Raw genomic sequence first — 18,693 nt, 5'->3', positions numbered from 1 at the left:
CATGGTGGGGGAATCTTCTGTGAATCAGCAATTCGGGACGCGATCGGTATCTGCAGTGGCGGGGGTGGCATGAGTTCACGAGGCGGCCGACATCGTTCCCGGTCCGGCCGGCCGGCCGATCAACGACTGGCCGAGGCCGCAGCCTCTTCGCCGATCACGACGTGGCCGGCCAGGTCGGCCGAACTCGACGCGGTCCTGAAGGAGCGGATCGCGGAGGTGTTCGCGAAGACCACCCCTGAAGAGGTGTTCACGCTGTTGCTCAGGGCACCGCGTGATTCTCAGAACGAGCTGAAGTTCGTGCTTCGCCTCCCGCGATCGACCCGGAAGCTGAATCGCGGGATGGCTTCGGCCCTTCTGAGCATGCTGCAGAACCAAGGCACACCCACCATTGCCATTCACCTGGTCTCAGGCTTCGTTCGGTCCTTCGAAGGCCCCGGGCTGGACCGTGCGCAGTGGACCCGGCTCCTCACGGGTGGTCTCGACGAGGTCGCAGCGTTCGCGGCGTCCAATCCGGTGCTCTGTCAGGCGATGGGCAAGCTCGCCCGGTTTCCGGCAGTCAGCCACGCTCATGCACTGTTCGTCGTCGCGTTGAGCTCACCGGACTGGCTGCCCGCAGTCTCCCTGCTCGCCTTCGAGGACGGCGAGGTTGAGGCGGCGTACCGGTCACTGCGGGAGGAGCAGGAAGACCTGCCGATCGCCGTGCGTTCGTTCGACGACCTGGTCCAGGTTGTCACGACGGAATCGAAGGAGCCGGAAGCCGTGGATTCCGAGGACGATCTGCAGGTTCTGCGCCTGGATGCCGACACGTTGGACTGGGAAGAGACGGCGGCTGCGGCGGCGCGGGTGACCGAACTGCTGGAGGCCGGAGAGGCGCCGGAGCTCACGGAGACGGAGCTGCTCACGGACTTCGTCCGGCGTGTTCACGATCTGTGCGATCGGCTCTCCGTGGTGACACAGTCATCGGTCGAGTCGAGTGCCGACGGCATCGCCTCCGCACTCGACGCTCTGGAAACCGAAGCGGCGGAGCTCTGGCGAATCGAGGCCCTGGTCACAGCGACCGCGCCGGATCAGCTCGGTGGACAAATGGAACAGGTCCGCGCGCTCGCGCAGACGGCACTCGCCGGCGACGGTCCGGCCGAGATCGTTGCGGGGCTGGCCGCTCTGGCCGAACTTGCGGAGATCGGCCGAAATCCTGCCGGAGGTACGGACTTCGCAACGATCACCACCTTGCTGGAAGTCATCCGGGAGGGACTGCCGCCGGAGACCCACCGGCTCATCGACGCCGCGCACTACGGGCATCTGCAGCTGGCCCCGCAGGCAGCGGAGATCGCCTCCGGCTCGTCGGGTGACAACGATGCCACGGACGTAGCTCCAGCCGCGGCCGACGGACCGGATTCCGGCAGCGAGCTTGCCGGCGGCGAGCTCAGTGGCGGGCGCGACGACCACCCGGAAACCGACACCGCGACCAGTGTCGACGAAGGCCTGGGGGCGAGCACGGCCGACGACTTCGACCTGGAGGATTTCGACCGGTTCGTGCGGGGTTCGCGGCCCGAGGCAGAGCGAAGCAAGGACGACATCGGCGCCGGCCGTCACGAGGATTCAAGTGATGTCGCCGATCCACCCGAGGATTCGGCGGACGACCACGAGGTACTCCACCGAGCTGAGACTCAGTTGCTGAGCGCGCGACGGTTCGGGTTGGCGAGTCTGCTGCACCGCACGCCGGCGCACGCCGCGGCCCGGCGTCTGGCTGCCTATCAGGCCTACCTCACCTCGCCGACCGGTGACCTCGCCTCTGCGTTCGCCGAAGACCAGCCGCTGATCACCCGCGATGCACTGAGCAGTGATCAGTCGGGACAACTGCTCGCCTGGGCCGCAGCCGCTCGGGTCTCGATCCTGGCACCCGCCTCCGCTGCTGCTCAGGTGCTGCTCGAACTCGCGCGCCGGGTCGACGACTACCCGGGTCTCAAGGAGTTCGGTTCCGAGCTGGCGACCGCTTCGCTGAACGGCGCCATCGCCGTGACGGATCGCGGTGAACGGCTGGAGGCAGAGCAGCAGGCATTGGCCAACGTCCAGGACGCCGTCCGTGCGGCCGAGGACCTGTTCGCGGTCGCACCGCAGCGGTCGGTCAAATACGCCCCGGCCAACAACGTCTACAAGCGCTGGATGTCGGCCGAGGGCGTGCTCGGCACGCTGCTGACCGCCGTGATCGCGAACGACGCGTTGACCGCCCGCCAGGTACAGACCACGATCGTCGAACTGCGCCGGACCGCGGACCGGCTGATCGACGACACCTACACCATGGTGTCGTCGGACAGGTTCAGAGCCCGCCGGATCGAGGCGGGTGCACGGCAGACGCTGATCAAGCGCATGGACGAGGTGCTGACCATCGCGGGCAGCTGGGCCGCCTCGGCCACCGCGGCCGCCGATCTGCACGAGCAGTCCAGAACGGACGGCTGGAGCCAGCGGCCGCTGGAAAAACTCAGATCGACCCTGGCAAACCTGCGTGGCAGGGTGGACGACGACATCAGCCGGCTCGAGGCCGAGTGCGACGAGACCACGTCGGAGGGCCGGTACGCCGCGGCCTCGGTCGTCGCGGCCGGGCGGATGCTCTCGGACACCTTTGCCGCGATCGAGGGACGGCCACCGACCGGGAAGGAGCCGTCGAGGGCCTGGGCCGTCCGCAGCGAGCTGCTGACCCTGGACCTGGCATTGGAGCCGCGCACGCTGCAGTTGATGGAATCGGTCGGCGGACCTACCGATCGAGGCAGCCTGGAGCAAAACTCCGCAGTTCTGTTGGCCGGCCGCCGCCGGGCCGAGTTGGACGAGCTGTACCAGATCCGGTCCGGTCGCAACGAGCACGATCTCACCGAGGTGGTCGTCGCCGAGGCGCAACGCAGTCATCCCGAGATCGGAAGCCTGTTGCTGGTCCAGCGGGAAGCGGACGTCAGCACGACTCAGACGACGGTCGAAGCCGAGCTCAAGGCCGCGTTCGACAACGTCAACTCCCGTAGGCGTGACGAGACTCTTCCCGAGTCCGTCTGGTCCACCCTGCTGGCCGACCTCGAGTCACTCCGCCAGCCGGGGAGGCGGGACTTCGCCACCATCCGGGCCACCATCGCCGCGACCGCCGCGTTGGTGGACAAGCACCGCAGCAACCTGGTCGACCAGGAGAGGGAACGAATCGAGGTCAAGGCCAAGGAGGATCCAAGGGTCGCACTGCACCGCGACAAGCTCCTGGCCATCATCGAGCGCGGCGACGTCACCGGCGCCGAGGAGTATCTGGAGCGGCTGGCCAGCGAGCAGGACATGCCGACCGAGCGGGCTGACGACTACCATCTCCAGCGTTTCTTCCCTGCCGTTCCTGACCTGGTCTGCGCGAACCCACGCATCCTGGAGGATCTGCGCACCACCTTTGCCGGCCGCGCGCCGGCCAGCGAGGCGGTCCAGCAACTGTTCTCGATCGCCGAACGCGACCCCGCCCAGGACACCGCCACCGGCCGGTCGACCGCGGAGATCGCGCTGGGCGCCTGGAAGGCGGTGGCCGAGACAGGGCGTGGTGGAAAGAGCAAGGCAGCTCACACCACGTCGGCGATCCGCTCGATTCTCGGCGCCTTGGGGTTGGAGTTCCAGGGCGACTGCGAGTTGGACAAGCCGTTGGACGATCGGCGCTTCGGCCGTGTCCGTTCCCTCGACGGTGCCCGCAAGGCGATGACTCCCGCTCTCGGCTCGCACGTCGGCGGACCGGGCAACGACTCGTTGCAGATCCTGCTGGTCTGGAAGGCCGTCTCGCCGGCCACCATCCTCGACTGGCTGGACGGGCGGGAGAACACCGTCCTGGTGCTCTATCTGGCCGGAACGCTGAGTAGCCAGCAGCGACGGATGCTGGCGACCGCCGCGCGGGGCCGCCCCAATCCGATCGCGGTCGTGGTCGACGCGGCCGTACTGGCGTACCTGGTCTGTCAGCCCGATCCGTCACGGTCGACCCTGGCGTTCGTGACGCTGCCCTTCACGGCCGCGAGTCCTTACTGGGAATCCCCCGGAGACACTCCGCCGGAGATGTTCTACGGCCGGGTCGACGAACTGCGGGAGGTTCGCAACCTGCAGGGATCCTCGTTCGTCTCGGGCGGCCGCCAGCTCGGCAAGTCGGCCCTCCTGCGCGCCGCCCGGAGGACCTTCGACAACGGCAGCAACCGCAGAGCGTTCCTGGTCGACATCCGCAGAGAGGGAGCCGACCGCAACCCGGAGGACATCTGGCCCCAGGTCGCGGCCGAGATGCGGAGCGCGGAGATCGGGCACAGCCCCGTCGATCCCGGCTCGGCCACCGCCGAGTCGGTGATCCGGACCATCAGCGACTGGCTGGAAGAGGATTCCGATCGCAGCCTGCTGATCCTGCTCGACGAAGCCGACAACTTCCTGCAGGCCGACGCGGTGGACAACGCCTTCGACAACGTCGGGGCCTGTAAGCGCCTGATGGAGCAGAAGGATCACCGGGTCAAGTTCGTCTTCGCCGGCCTGCACCGGACCTCCCGGTTCAGCTCGCTGTCCAATCAGCCGTTGGCCCACCTGGGTGAGCCGATCGTCGTCGGTCCGCTCCGCGCCCAGGCGGCGCAGGACCTGATCACCCGGCCGATGGCGGCGATGGGATTCACCTTCGAGGAGGCGCCGGCCCAGACCGCCCGGATTCTGGCGGCCACCAACAGCGTTCCGTCGCTGCTGCAACTGTTCGGGCGCGCGTTGATCGAGGATCTCATCCAGCGCGAGGTCGGATCGGGACCACCCCAACCGGTCTCCGACGAGGACATCAGCAGAGTGCTCGACAACCAGGAACTGGCCGACCTCTTCCGGACCAAGTACGCGTTGACGCTCAACCTGGATCACCGCTACCAGGTCATCGTGCACGCGATCGCTCTGGCCGCGCACGAGCACGGCATCGACGAGGGTCTCCGGCTGGCCGATCTGGCCGACGAGTGCCGGCAGTACTGGCCGACAGGTTTCGCCGATCTGCCGATCGACTATCTGCACGGCCTGGTCACCGAGTGCCGCGATCTCGGGCTGCTGACCTTGGACAACGGCCGCTACCGGATGCGTACGCCGTACGTACTGCGTCTGCTGGGAACCGCCGACGACATTGCGGAGGTTCTCTACGACGCCGAGAACAGGCTGACCCTGCCGTCCTCGCTGGACGCGGGTTCGTACCGCGAGCCGATCCCCGACACCAGTCTGCACTCCCCTTTGACCACTCGCCAGGTCGGGCAGCTGTTCAAGAAGGCCGGAGCCACCCACCTGATCGTGGGCACAGCGGCCCTGGGCGCGGACCGCACCTCGGTCTTCCTGCAGAAGTACCACGACCGTGGCCGGGCAGGTGCTTACGACGTGCAGTCGGTCGCGGCCGGTACGGCGGAGAGCATGCTGTCGGCCGCAGGACGAATCAGCCGGCCGACCATGCTGCTGGTCAACCTGCACGAAGCCACAGCGGCCCAGGCTGCCACCGTCCTGAAGGCGACCCGGGATGCGCACGCGGCGACGAGGAAGGGCTTGATTCTGGTCGTCGTGCTCACCCCCAACGCCCTGCCTTCCTGGCTGCACGAAGACGATCAGCTGGTCGCTCTGGGGAGAGTCGACAAACCAGGGATCGCGCTGTGGTGCGACGAGAGCAACGCCACCTTCAGCACCAGCGACGAGCGCGATGACCTGCTGGCGGCGACCGGCGGGTGGCCGACGCTGGTCGAGTTCGTCCTCAACGGCCTCACGGACGGGCGCCCGTTGTCCCCGGTGCAAGGTCTGACCCGACTGCGAGAGCACCTCGGTGATCCAGCCGGCGCCAAGGATCTGGTCGTCAAGTGCGGACTCGGCGCTGACACCCAGGTGTCGACCGCTCTGGCCGCGGTGTTCGCCGCCGCCGCGATTCTCGCCGACAACGACCCGACCCGACGGGACGACCTCGCCGATCTGATCAGCGAAGACCCGGAAGTGACGGCGTTGGTGACGCAGGCCGGACTCGACTCGGTCGCCGACGTGCTCCGCGCACTGGAGATCGTCGGGGCGATCCTGCCGGTGGACGGTGACGCCGACCTGGTGACCACCGAGCCGGTGCTGACCGTGGCCCACCGGGTCGTCGACGGGATCGGGGTCGGGGCATGACGACCGGATTCGAGAGCACCCTTGCGGTCGGCCTGCTTCCGACGCCGGTGACCGCAGTACTGCTCAGTGCTTTCGAGTTGGCCGACGAGCGCGGCGCACCGGGGCTGGACGACCGGCTGACCACCCACAGCGCGCACCGGGTGCTCGAGATCATCGAGGGGTATGCGCCGCTCCGCAAACACCTGCGCACGGATCTGCGGATCGACGAGTCGCACCCGGACGGCGAGCTGGCGGCACAGCTGATCGACGCCGATCCGCAGACCGCGGGCGCCGCTGCCCGGAAGATCCGCAAGCTCCTCGACCAGGCGAAGACACAGGCCCGCAATGCCCGCCGGACAGATCGCAGGGCCGCGCGGCCTACTGCTGAAGAGCGAACAGTCAACCGGGAACAAGAGCGGATCAGCCGGATCAAAGGCCAGCGCGACAAGGCCCTGTCCCGCGCGGACGCGGCAGAGCTGGATCGTGAACGGCAGTTCGATCTCAACGCCGACCTTCAGTCGGAGCTCGAGACGGCCAGGGCCAGGTTGGTGGCGACCGAGCAGCAACTGGCGTCGTTGCGATCGTCGCTGACTGAGCTCCCAGTCGCCGCCCAACTACTGGCTGATGTGCTGACTCCGCGCGTGGATGATCACGATGTCGTGCAGACCCCCCGGGATGAACAGGAACCCGAGTCACCGATCTCCATCGCGGTTCGCGAAGCCGCCCTGCGATCCCTGACCGGCGCCCTTGATCCAGCAGCCCTGGCAGGCGTCGCTGAGTGGCTGCCACGGCTGCTGAGCGCAGTCGCGCAGCCGCCCCGGCTGGAGGCGTTCACCGAGCTCCAGCTGACGGTCGACGTCCTCGGCGGCGGAGCCGAGGTGGGCGGTTCCTGTGTGCTGGTCACGGCCGGCGGCACCAGGATCTTGATCGACTGCGGCACCAGGCCGTCCGGTGTCGACGAGCAGTCGATGGCTCCACCGGGAATCGAGCGTGCCTTGGCCGGTCCCATCGACGCGATCGTCGTCACCCACGCGCACAACGACCATGGCGGCTGGGTGCCGGCCGTCCTCGCCAAACAGCCACGGGTCCCGGTGCTTGCCACCACCGCGACCTGCGATCTGCTCGCCACCATGTGGAACGATTCCGCGAAGGTGATGAAAGACCAGGTCGGTACCGGCCGCTGGCAGGGCGGCGCGCTGCCGCCGTACTCGCAGGCTGACGTCTACGCCGCGCTAGATCGCCTCGACCCGGTCGCCTGCGACCGCGCCCGGCAGGTCGGCGCCTTGACCATTGAGCTGTTCGACGCCGGTCATATCGTCGGGGCAGCGGGCGTGGTCGTGACCGCGGGCGAGCGACGAGTAGTCGTCACTGGTGACGTGTCGACCACGGGCCAGGCGACGGTTGGTGGTTTCAAGCCGATCGCCTCCGCCCACGCAGCCGACCTTGTTCTGCTGGAATCGACGTACGCCGGGCAGCGAGGCGCCGACCCGCGACAGCAGGTCGTCAAGGACTTCGTCCGGTCCGTCACCGCGACTCTCGATGCGGGCGGGATCGCGCTGGTACCGTCCTTCGCCCTGGGCCGGGCGCAGGAGGTCGCCCTGATCTGCGCGGAGTACCTGCCGGATGTCGAGGTGCTGGTCGACGGTCTTGCTCGCGACATCACCGAGACCTACGAACGGTACGACGGTCCCAAGGGCGGTCCGCTGCGGATCTTCGGCGGCAATGTCCGTGCGGTCGAGCGCGGCAAGACGATCGACGAGAAGATCCGCCTGAAGACGGGTGTCGTGATCGCCACCTCCGGCATGCTGAGCTCCGGCCCAGCGGTCACCTGGGCGCAACGGGTGCTGCCGGATTCCCGATCAGCGCTGCTGCTGGTCGGCTACCAGGACCCTCAGTCGCCAGGTGGCCGGTTGCTCGAGCTGGCCGGACCCAGCGGACGAGGCGGCAGGTTCTCCCTTCCGAACCGGTACGGAGCTCCGGACGACGTCGAGGTGCTGGCGAGGGTCGACAGCTTCCATCTGGGCGCCCACGCCAACGAACCCGAACTGGTGAGCATCGCCGACCGGCTGCGTCCCGGACGGCTGATGCTGGTCCACGGCGAGGCCGCCAAGCAGCAAGGGCTGGCCGGCAAACTGCTGCAGCGTGGTCATCGACCGGTCCCGGCCACGGAGGTCTGGCAGGCAGGTGAGGTCACCGAGGCCAGAATGCCTGCCAACTGATCACAGCGGGGTTCTCGGCGCCGGGCGGCGGCGGGATCGAGCCGAACAGCGTATTGCGGTCGAGCACAGTGTTGAAGCGGCAGCAGGTGGCCTCGAACACGTACAGGCAGGCTGCACAGGCACCGCCACCGGCCTCACGGCAGGGCGGGTCGAAGACACACCGGGTCTCGGCCGCCAACTCGTCCATGGCGTCGGCCAGGTCGAACCGGAAGACGTGCTCGAGCCCACCGAGGATGAACTCGCTGCGGGTGTTGGCGTAGATCAGGAAAGCGGTGTTCGACGGGAACAGGTACTCCGCCAGCGAGTCGACGTTGAGGCCGCAACGGGCCGCCAGCGCCTTCATGAACCGGTGCGACACCGAGTGGGTCAGAGCCAGCACCGCCTTGCTGATCTGGTTGTCCGGCGGATCGAAGATGCTCGTCACCGGATCGATGGCTCTGAACAGCCACCGCCGGGCCGCCGCCGCGCTGCTCGGCCCAGGATCGGCAACGATGCCGGAGGCAACAAGCCACTCGACCACCCGCAGCGGGTCGAGGCGGACCAGCAGTCCCTCGGTCTCGGTCCGGATCCCGTACATCGGAAACCGGCTCGATCGTCCTTGCTCGAAGAACTTGAAAGTGGTCGCGATCGCGTCACCGCGCGGCGTCGAGGAGACCGCGCGATCGGAACCCCGGGTGTAGCCCGCCACCACGAACGCGACCGGAAGCTCTCGCAGCAGGGTGATGTCGGAGATCCCGTGCCGGTCGAACAACTCCTGGTAACCCCGGTACCGCGCAACCAGTTCGGAGTCGCCGGCAGCACCCGTCAGGAGCTCGCCGGCGGTGAGTCGGCCCGCGTCCAGGGCGAGAGACAGCTGCCTGCATTCCTCACCCAGCGCGGCCAGTCGCTCCCCGTCCAACTCCAGCGCGTCGACCTCCTCTCGCCACGCCTGGCTTCGGCCGGTGGTCACCCGTGCCTGGGTCAGCATCGCCTCGAAGAGTGGGTTGTCCGCAGTGATCTGGAGCTTGGCGGCCATCTGACGGACGGTGTCGTCGGGATCCTGCGGCGCCTGTCCCGCCGCCGACAACTCGTCCAGGCCGGGAGGCAACACCTCGAGCGCCTGTGCGATCGCTGCCGCGTACACACTGTCGTGCGACACGGCGTCGTACTGTGTGCGAGTCGGCGGATTCAGGACCGTGATCTGCTGCGGATAGTACGCCGAGCTCTTCGGCACCCGAATGACCTGGACGTTCCCCGCACTACAGCTTTGGCACCGACGCGCGACCGGCATCCGCGAACGTTGCCGGCACCCCGAACACAGCCAGAACCACTTGCCGGTCCGGAACCGGTCGGTGTTGCACAGCCTCATCGCCGCACCACAGTTCCTGACGCAGCGGGGAGCCTGCAACTCCGCCAGGTGACCGCAGTTGTGGACCTCGACGTACGACAGCTGCTTCATCGGTCCGTGCCCTGCACAACCCGGCGGTGGGTCCGTCAGCTGAACCCGGCGGAAACTGTCGCAGGTACGGCACAGATAGGTGTTCGGGAACCGCTCGGCCTGGCCGCTCTCGGCCTTCACCAGCTCGAAGGCGCGGTGCTCGATGATGTCGAGCCCCAGTCCTGCGCCTGAGCCGGGTACGGCAGCCAGAGCGAACGGCTCGATCAGCCGGTGCAGCATCGGCGCCACCCAGTCCTCGTGGACATCGAGGACCGACACCTGCCGCGGCGGCCGGCCGATCACCGAGGCGATCCCCTGCCAGTTGAACGGCTGCTCTGGCAGATGCCGCCACAGCACCTGGATGTTGGTACGGTCCATCTCCACTGTCGTCATCGTGGACGCCCTCTCCTAGACGGTGCCGAAGACCTGGACGGATTCCTCGAGATCCCGCAACGACCGGGGAACCGAGGGATGCAGCAGGGCAGCCAGCTTTTGGCCGGCTCTCGCTTCCATCGGCAGTGTCAGCAGTTCCCGGTCGACCCACTCGTCGATCGCCGCACGGTGCAGTTGGTGTCGGGGCTCATCGGGTGAGATGCCGAACCCGGCGCGCAGATCGTCGATCAGTACCTGCCGATCGAAGAAACCGGAGTTGACGGCAGCGGCGAACTCCACCGACCCGGCCAACGACTTCCGCCCGGTCGCGGCGGACCGCCAGGACGCGTCGTGAACCTGCAGGACCCAGGCCATCAGGCCGCCGGACAGCACCCGCCGCAGTACCGGAAGCGACTCCCTGTTCACCGGAACCTTGTGCACCAGCCGGTCCAGGAAGCGGATCCAGTCGGCGTAGTACCGGTGAACACTCGCGTCGCGGTCCCTGGTCGGGTTGATCACGTTGACGACAAGACCCGGCCACCGTCTGCCGACCCGTGCGGACGCCTGGATCAGCTCGGCTGCCTGGGTGGGCGTTCCCATCACGACCATCAGGCCGAGCCTGGCCACGTCGAACCCGTGGCCGATCGCCCGGGTGGCAGCGATGATCCGGACCCGGTCCTCGGCATCGGCCGGCGGGTTCGTCAGCCGGCGGACCGCGTCCCGGACATGTGCTGGTGAGGCGTCACCGTTGATAGTGGCCAGATTCACGTCTTTGGCGAGCAGATCCTGGACATCGCTGTCGCGGGTGAACGACGTCAGGTCCTCGTTGCGCAGACAGTAGGCAACCATCACTTCGTACAGGTCCTGCCATGCTGCAGCGGCAGAGGTGAGGACGTCGGGATCCTCAGGGTCGAGACCGGCTCTGGTCAGCACCCTGGCCGGATCATCGCGCAACTGCTGGAGCCAGGACGCGTGCGCGACCGCGATGTCGCAGGTCGCGTTGACCATGGTGACGCCGCGGGGGCGGACGCCGAGATAGCTCCGGAGTGGGTCGTCCGGCCGGGTCACCGCCCAGAAACTCTCGTTGACGGTCGGACCGTTGACGGGGAACCGCCGGCCGGGCCGCTGATAGAGCTGGCGCACCTGGTTCTGGTAACCCTCGATGGTGGCCGTCGCTCCGACCACCTGAAGCGGGGCATTGCCCAGAGCCTCGGAGATTCCCTGCAGAAGGGTTTCGTACATCCCGTCCAGGGCGCCCAGACTCTCCTCGAGCAAGTGCAGCTCATCGGCGATCTCGAGCCGGATGTGGCCGAACCCCGCCGGTACCTGACCGGGGGTGGCGGAGCAGCCGCCGACGAAACACCGTGCTCGCCGGACACTGTTCTCCCGGTCGACGGTGTAGCCGTGCTGCGGGCACTGGCCTTCGGGCCGTCCGAGCAGGATCCGGAACTTCTTGTTCTGGCTGATCAGGGCGAGTTTGTCGACCGTTCCCACCAGCACCGACGGCGCGTGGCGGTAGATCTCGTCATCGATGCCCCAGAAGGGAAGAACACCGCGCAGCGGGCAATCGATCCCGATACAGCTGTGCTGCATCGTCCAGGATTCCTTGTCGAAAGCAACTGACAGGGGCCGATCGCAGACCGGGCAGGATTCGAGGATCCGGCACCGTTCGGCTGTCTCGGGAGCGTAGGGATCCAGGCCTCGGTAGTACCTGTCGCCTGGTTCGTACAGCTGGTTGGGGGTGTTGCCGCCACCGACGTAATACCCCAGACCGAAGGATTCGCCGAACCGGATTCGCTGGTCACCACGTCGTACCAGCTCAGCTTGGCAGACCACGGCGGCGAAGCGCTCGGTCTGCTGCAGCGCCAGCAGGCGCAACGGGAATCGAGCCCAGACCTGCGTTCCAGCGGTGACGCCGGTCAGTCTGCCGTAGAACAGCGTCGTCGCCATCAATCCCAGGTAGGCCTCGGATTTGCCACCACCGGTCGCGAACCAGACGATGTCGACGTCGCGATGAGTGGCGGGGTCGACCATTCCCGGCAGGCAGCCGACGATCCACGCGATCTGGAACGGCCGCCAGGCGGTGTACGCCGAGCCCGCAACGGCGGCCATCGCCCGATTGGCCAACACGAAAGCATCGCGTACATCCTGGTCCGTGCGCAGCAACTCAAGTCCGGCAGCGACCCACTCGACCTCGCGCCGAGCCGCCTCGGCACCGGCATCGGCCTCCGCGCGGGCTGCCGCGTCCCACCCGAACTCTGCTTGCAACCGGTCCAGCTGGACCGGACTCCAATGGTGGTCCACCCAGGCCTGGTGAGCCCTGACCAGCCCGTCGACAGCTATCACCGGATCGCTGACCAACGACTCGAACGACGTGTCGATGACGCGCGGCACAGCGCCCGGCAACTCGAGCCAGGCCCGGGGATGGACACGCCCGGTCTCCTGCCCGGCGGCGTTCGCGGTCTCGATCCGAAGCGTGGCCGAATCGTCACCTGACCGCGTGACCTTGACCGGGCAGGCGATCCCGAAGGCCGGGACCATCCGGTCGTACCGGTAGGACTTCGCGACCTGTTCCAGCTCGTACGGCGCGAGTTCCGCGGTCGTCTCGGCGGACAGCTTCACTTCGTACAGACGCAGGTCGATGCTCGCCGGGTCGTAAGCGTTGTGGCCGTCGAAGAGTTGCGCGGTGCTCACCGCGGTGGTGTTGACGACGCTGATCAGGATCTCGGTGCCCGCATCGATGCTCGGGACCACCTCGATATCCAGCGCGGCCCGAAGCTCCGGCGGCTGGAGGTCGGCGGGGCTGACCAGGTTCATCGCGGCGTACAGGTCCCAGGTGACCTCGTCGATAAGATCGGAGTCCCGGGGCAGCATCCCGGCCGGCCTGATCACCCGCCGGGGGCGGAGCCGTTGCGATCCCGGCGGCGGGATCAACGCGCGCCGGAGCGCGGCCGCCAGTTCGGTCTCGGCGATCCGCACCCGTCGCGGTGTGGTCGCGTCGACGGTGAACTCGATGGTCACCGGTTCGATGGCGGTCTTGGCCCACACCACGGTGAGTGGGTACCCCTGCTGGGTGTGTTGGGGCACCGGTGCGTCGGGATCTTCGTCCGGTACTCCAGTGGCGGCCTCACGTTGTTCGGTCACCGTGGGGTGCAAGGGAACGTAGACGGCAGCATCGACCGTGAGCCGCAGCGACGCCGGCAAGGCGGCCACGCGAAAGGTGAAGCCCTGGGCTGCGGGCACAAGCTTGCCGGACAAAGTGTTCCCTCGCAGGGCGTCGGCCGTCAACTGGGCCTCGGGTGCGAGCATCCCCAGCCATAGCCGGCTCTGCAAGTCGTTGGACAGACGGCGGCCCGGCTCGAGGGTCGCGCCGGTGGCTCGATCGACGACATGGTCGGCCAGTACGCCGAGCAGGGCGTGCAGATGTTGCACGGAAGGTGCTGTTGGCAATGAATCTGGCAGGGACAAGTCAGCCACTCCTTCTCCGGACCAGGGGATCGTCCAGATCCGTTCTGGACAGGATCGAACCAAGCAGGGCAGGGCCGACCTCGTACCGGTCCGCCTCCACCTCGACCACTCGCCACGAGGTGACCGCATCCAGGAGGTCGGCCACGTGAACGCCCAGCGCGGCGTCGACCGTCGCGTCGCCCGGCGTGGTCTTGGCGCCGTCGAGCTGGGCCGCGAGCCACCTGCCCAGCTTGCGATGGACACGATGCAGCGTCGTCAGAGCCCATCCGACCTGCGTCGCCTGAGCCGCCAGGACGTCGTCACCGATCGCGGTGGCGACCCGCTCGATATCCGCCTTGTCCGCCGGTCCGCCGACCTCGCCCCGGATCCAGGTCCCGATCGTCGAGTCCGAGGTGATCGCCGTACCGGCCATCCGGTCGAGAATGTCGGCGTAGGTCCGGTCACCACCGCGAGCCAGCCCGATCCGTTCGTGCCAGAAGGTGATCAGCAACAGCAGCGTCGAATAGGCGGTGGTTTCCGCAAGGCGGGCCAGCACCGATCCGAGCAGATCGGCGCGGGCCTCGCGATCGACCAGCAGCAGGATGTCGCCGGCTGCGATCGACTTCGCGGCGACGTTGGCCAGCCGCTCACGCCGGCGTCGGGTCACCAGGCTGTTGGGTGCCAGCAAGATGACCGTGTCGTTCTCCAGGTGGACAGCGATCGCGTCGGCAACACCTTGCGCGCTCTCACCACCGGCCAGGTGCGGGCGTTCGGTCACCTCACCGAGCAGCCCGATCACCAGTTGATCGACGTCTCCACTGAACGGTTCCCAGGGATTGTTGTCCATGGCATCGAGCGGTACGTCGTACCGGGTCAACCCGACCTCCGGCTCGGTGGGCCGAAACTCGATGAGTGGCTCCACCCCGAGCCGGGTGGCCGTGACGGTCACGGTCTCTCGACGGATCTCCTGCAACGCCTCACGCGCGCTGATCACGGCACGCCGTACCCTCGCTGCTTCCTCCGGACCACCGGCAATCACCGTCAGCCCCGCACCCGGAGGAGCGGCGAGCAGACCAGCTGCCCACCGGGGAACTGCGCCGGTGAGGCATAGTTCCAACGGCGTTTGTGCGGCCACCGCCGGGAGTTGGGCAAAGGTGATCACCCGCACGAACTGGCCGCAGCCATCAGGCACTTCGGGCGACTCCGCGAGTGCGGTCCGGATCGCGCCCGCCATTGTCTCGCCACGGGCTACGACAGCGCCCTGTTGTCCAGCGCTCACCCGCTCGGCGACCCAGCCGATCAGCGCGGATTGTTTCACCGAAGGCTGCCGGACAAGATCGTCGAAGGCTCTCGCGACCTCGTACCAGGCTTCTCGCCGGCCGGCGGTCGCCGCGCGGGCGAACTCCAGAGCGACGGCCGCGGCCTCGCCCAGCCGTGAGGTCGGCAGGTAGGGATTGGCCCGCGCCACCTCGTCGTACCGGCTGGAATCGATCGGCAGGGCAGCGGCGACATGGAACATGCTCCAGGCCCACCGGATCGCACCGGCGTCGGCCCGGCGACCCAGCGAGGAAAGTTGCGAAGTCTCCGACGAGGCACCGAGCAAAGCGCCGAGGGCGCGCCACAGTGACGTCAAACTGTGGTCGTACGGGCCGGACTGTTCGGGTGCGGTGATCGTGATCGGCGCAGAGGCCGAGGCCGCCAGCAACTGCGCGGAGGCCATCGGCGACGGACGATCGGAGCCGTTGGGGAGGCTGGAGTCCATTCCCCAGACCGCCCCTCCTTGCCTGCGAAGAAGGTCCAGGTTGGGATCGAGGGGGCTTCTCGTGAGATACAGAGCCGCCGGCTTCTGCCCCAGCAAAGCCGCCAGGCCATCCGGCGTCGTTCCCGACTGGTCGGCCACGACGGCATCCAGGGAAGGCAGCAGTGCGGCCAAGCGGTCAAGCTCTCCGGTCAGATACAGGCGGCCCTTTCCGGCGGCCGACTCGCGGACGACCTTGACGGTCCCGTCGGCGAGCACTCTGGCCCGGGAGACGAAATCAGCTATCCGCAGATCACGGAGGTGAAGACGGTCGTAGCTGGGGTTCGCGACGTGCTTGGCCGCGACCGCCACCTGTACGTCGAGACCGCGGTGCTGCAGCACCGCGCCGACCACCGACGTCGTGGCCAGCATCAGGGCGGCGTCCGGGGCGTGCAGTGGAAAGACGATGCCCAGCGGAACTCCGGTCGCGATGGCGGCATCAGCCATCCGGAGAAGTTCGAGGTCGAGCAGCGTGGGCAGATAGGAGACCACGGCTCCATCCGGCGAGCGCGTCCGAAGGTCCTCCCGCAGTACAGCGTCGGCCATCCCCACCATGGCGTCACGTTACGTCATTCTGAAGGGAATGCCGGCTACGACCGGCCAGCGTTCACGTGCAGTCGCGTCAGGTGAGCTGCAGGCGGAGGCCGTACGCCGAGAGGATCTCGTTCACCGGCTGGAACCAGGACACGCAGGGTCCGTTGGTGGCGTAGAGGCTGACGACTCCTTGAGCCTGGTCCCCGGAGATCACTGATCCGCCGGAATCCCCTGGCTGGATGCAGACGTTCGTTCGGGTGAGCCCGTCGACCCTGCCGCCGGCCACGCTGACCGAGACGTTCTTCTGCTGGATCACTCCGCAGGTCCAGTGAGTCCGGTAGCCGCTCTTGCAGGTCGATACGCCCACCGGAGCATCGGCGGAACCCCGGACCAAAGTGTCGGGGACCTGCCCCCAGCCGCCCACGACCGGCGTCGTCCACCAGCCGTAGCCGGTCTGCACCCAGCCGTAGTCGTTGCCCGGGTACGACGAACCGCGGACCACACCCATCGCCGATCCGTCCCAGCCGACGACCTGGCCGCCTGGACGAGTGCAGTGACCCGCGGTGACGAAGCCGCCCTGGACCGAGAAGCCGATGCTGCAGCCCGCGTTTCCGATCCGGATCTGATCTCCACCGACGACGCCTGCCGCGGCAGGCCCGGCAGGCGACTCCGCCACCTCCCGTACGTCGACCGGGCCGCCTCTCGCCGCGCCGGCGACAAACGCGTCAACCCCAGTGCGCTGCCCGCGAACGACCTCGATCACCACCCGGCCGGTTTTCGCATCGGCGTACCAGCTTCGTACAGCAGCCGGTACGGACTTGGCGGCCAAGGCGTCGATCGTTGCCATGCGGGAGTCGAGCTCTTGCCTGGTTGCAGGGACGATGACGGCATCCGCACCGATCGCCCGGACTGCCCTGGCCGCCTTCTCGGTCGTCACCCCCACGACGAGCTTTTCGCGTCCGGCATCGAACCAGGATTCGGCCAGTGATTCCCCGGCTGCCTTGACCGCCATCCCATTCAGGCCGGTCGCTGCGGACTCGGCTCTCAACCGCGTCCGCGCCTGCTCGGGCGTCAGCCCGAGAGCCGCCGCCAGCGCCCCCGATCTTGCCGAGAAGGCAGCATCCCGGCTGGTCTCGACCGTCGGCACCGCCGTCGCGGGTCGCTCCGAGCTACTGACGAAAAACCCCAGCAACAATACCGAGGCCAGCCCTATCATTGCTCTTGACGTCATCTTCCACTTCTCCTCACTGGACAACTCGAGGAAAACCTAAGGTTTTGGGCCCGCCCGAAACATGAAATGACTCCGATCCTGAGGTCGGGCCGCAACAGCCCGTCGCGTTGCCTGGCGACCGCTCGCGAGCCGCAGGAATCTCGACGTATCGTTGAGATCTCCGAGAAGGGCGGCCGGTCATGTCCGATGATCTGAGTGATTTCGGTGGGTCGATTCTTCGACCGGGTACTGCGTCGTACGACCAGGCACGGGTGGTCTACAACTCGATGGTCGACAAGAGGCCCGGCCTGATAGCGCAGTGCTCGTCACCGGACGACGTCGCTGCCGCTCTGAGGTACGGAGTGGCCGAGGGACTGGAGGTTGCCGTGCGCGGTGGCGGGCACGGAGTCTCCGGGGCAGCGGTCAGCGACGGCGGCCTGGTGATCGATCTGCGGATGATGCGGGGAGTCGAGATCGATCAGGAGAACCGGCTCGCCCGCGTCTCGGGAGGTGCCACCTGGGCCGACCTGGACACAGCCGGACAGCGCTACGGGCTCGCAACCACTGGCGGCAGGGTTTCGACCACTGGAGTAGCCGGCCTGACGCTGGGGGGCGGCTCGGGCTGGCTGGAACGCAAACACGGGTTCGCCTGCGACGCTCTGGTGTCGGTCGACCTGATCACCGCGGACGGCCGATCGGTGACCGCCGACGAGACCAGCCACAGCGAGCTGTTCTGGGCCTTGCACGGTGGTGGCGGCAACTTCGGTGTCGCCACCGCGCTCACCTTCAGGCTACGCCCGGTCGCGACGATGACCCTGGCCATGCTGTTCTGGCCGGCTGTCGCGGGAGACGAGGTCCTCCGGACCTATCGCGACCTGTTCGACGACGGCGTCCCCGAGGAGCTCGGTGGTGGAGTCCTGTTCCTGACCGGACCGCCCGAGCCCTTCGTTCCCCCGCACCTGCAGGGAAAACGACTTGTCGTCGCCTCGGCCGTCCATGCCGGATCGGAGGCCGAGACCCGCGACCTCTTCGCCCCGATGTTCGAGCTCGCACCGGAGGCGACGATGGTGGCCGAACTTCCGTACGCCGCGATCCAGTCCGCCCTGGACACCCCGGCCGGCTTCCGCAACTACTGGTCCGCGGAGCATCTCAGCGCCTTCCCCGACGATGCGATCAGCCGGTACTGCGCCCGCGCGGACGAGATGCCTTCTCCGTCGACGTCGCAGCAACTCACCATTCCCTGGGGCGGAGCTGTCGCTCGGAGTGCGGACGAGTGGCCACTTCCGCATCGCCACGCGGCTTGGGTGGTCCACCCGTTCGGACAGTGGACCGACCCGCGCGACGACGAGCAGGTGAAGTCCTGGGCTCGCGGCGTCTGTACCGATCTGGCTCCCTGGGCCACCGGCTCCGTCTATCTGAACCTGATCGGCGACGAAGGGCCGGACCGCATTCGCACCGCCTACGGCGAGGGCAACTACCTCCGCCTGGCCGAGGTCAAGGGCAAGTACGACCCGGCCAATGTCTTCCACCTGAACCACAACATTCTCCCGGCCTGACGACTGTCGCCGTCAGGCGA

7 protein-coding genes are annotated in these 18,693 nt (G+C 67.7%); 3 read left to right on the top strand and 4 right to left on the bottom strand.

All coding sequences use genetic code 11. The features are described 5' to 3' along the window. Positions 1 to 69 precede the first annotated feature (69 nt). Positions 70 to 6,141 (top strand): ATP-binding protein, encoded by a 6,072-nt coding sequence (locus AB0P21_RS19735; protein WP_363698507.1) that lies wholly within the window; start codon positions 70 to 72, stop codon positions 6,139 to 6,141. Beyond that, positions 6,138 to 8,339, top strand: coding sequence for an MBL fold metallo-hydrolase (locus AB0P21_RS19730; RefSeq protein WP_363698506.1), 2,202 nt, complete (start codon positions 6,138 to 6,140; stop codon positions 8,337 to 8,339). The genes AB0P21_RS19735 and AB0P21_RS19730 overlap by 4 nt, the downstream gene beginning before the upstream one ends. Here the strand turns inward: AB0P21_RS19730 and AB0P21_RS19725 are convergent. The 4 genes from AB0P21_RS19725 to AB0P21_RS19710 form a co-directional block, all read right to left on the bottom strand. Then, positions 8,311 to 10,149: a hypothetical protein gene (locus tag AB0P21_RS19725; RefSeq protein WP_363698505.1), complete on the bottom strand. Its 1,839-nt coding sequence runs from the start codon at positions 10,147 to 10,149 to the stop codon at positions 8,311 to 8,313. The genes AB0P21_RS19730 and AB0P21_RS19725 overlap by 29 nt on opposite strands. A 15-nt stretch (positions 10,150 to 10,164) precedes the next feature. Then, complete coding sequence (locus AB0P21_RS19720; protein ID WP_363698503.1) at positions 10,165 to 13,560, bottom strand: helicase-related protein; 3,396 nt, start codon at positions 13,558 to 13,560, stop codon at positions 10,165 to 10,167. Between the two features lie 37 nt (positions 13,561 to 13,597). Further along, positions 13,598 to 15,928, bottom strand: coding sequence for a hypothetical protein (locus tag AB0P21_RS19715; protein WP_363698501.1), 2,331 nt, complete (start codon positions 15,926 to 15,928; stop codon positions 13,598 to 13,600). A gap of 67 nt (positions 15,929 to 15,995) precedes the next feature. Further along, positions 15,996 to 17,138 (bottom strand): S1 family peptidase, encoded by a 1,143-nt coding sequence (locus AB0P21_RS19710; RefSeq protein WP_363698500.1) that lies wholly within the window; start codon positions 17,136 to 17,138, stop codon positions 15,996 to 15,998. Between the two features lie 179 nt (positions 17,139 to 17,317). On the opposite strand from AB0P21_RS19710, the gene AB0P21_RS19705 reads away from it, so the two are divergent. Further along, on the top strand, positions 17,318 to 18,673 hold the full coding sequence (locus tag AB0P21_RS19705; RefSeq protein ID WP_363698498.1) for an FAD-binding oxidoreductase: 1,356 nt from the start codon (positions 17,318 to 17,320) through the stop codon (positions 18,671 to 18,673). Positions 18,674 to 18,693: the final 20 nt, after the last annotated feature.

This window comes from Kribbella sp. NPDC056861 (assembly GCF_040687575.1).
Classification (GTDB): Bacteria; Actinomycetota; Actinomycetes; order Propionibacteriales; family Kribbellaceae; genus Kribbella.
Note: the sequence above shows the minus strand (reverse complement) of the source record. Positions and strands in the feature narration are given on the sequence as shown.

Coding starts and splice junctions, on each gene's coding strand:
- AB0P21_RS19735 (WP_363698507.1), top strand. CDS start 70: ATGAGTTCACGAGGCGGCCGACATCGTTCCCGGTCCGGCCGGCCGGCC.
- AB0P21_RS19730 (WP_363698506.1), top strand. CDS start 6,138: ATGACGACCGGATTCGAGAGCACCCTTGCGGTCGGCCTGCTTCCGACG.
- AB0P21_RS19725 (WP_363698505.1), bottom strand. CDS start 10,149: ATGACGACAGTGGAGATGGACCGTACCAACATCCAGGTGCTGTGGCGG.
- AB0P21_RS19715 (WP_363698501.1), bottom strand. CDS start 15,928: ATGGTGGGGATGGCCGACGCTGTACTGCGGGAGGACCTTCGGACGCGC.
- AB0P21_RS19710 (WP_363698500.1), bottom strand. CDS start 17,138: ATGACGTCAAGAGCAATGATAGGGCTGGCCTCGGTATTGTTGCTGGGG.
- AB0P21_RS19705 (WP_363698498.1), top strand. CDS start 17,318: ATGTCCGATGATCTGAGTGATTTCGGTGGGTCGATTCTTCGACCGGGT.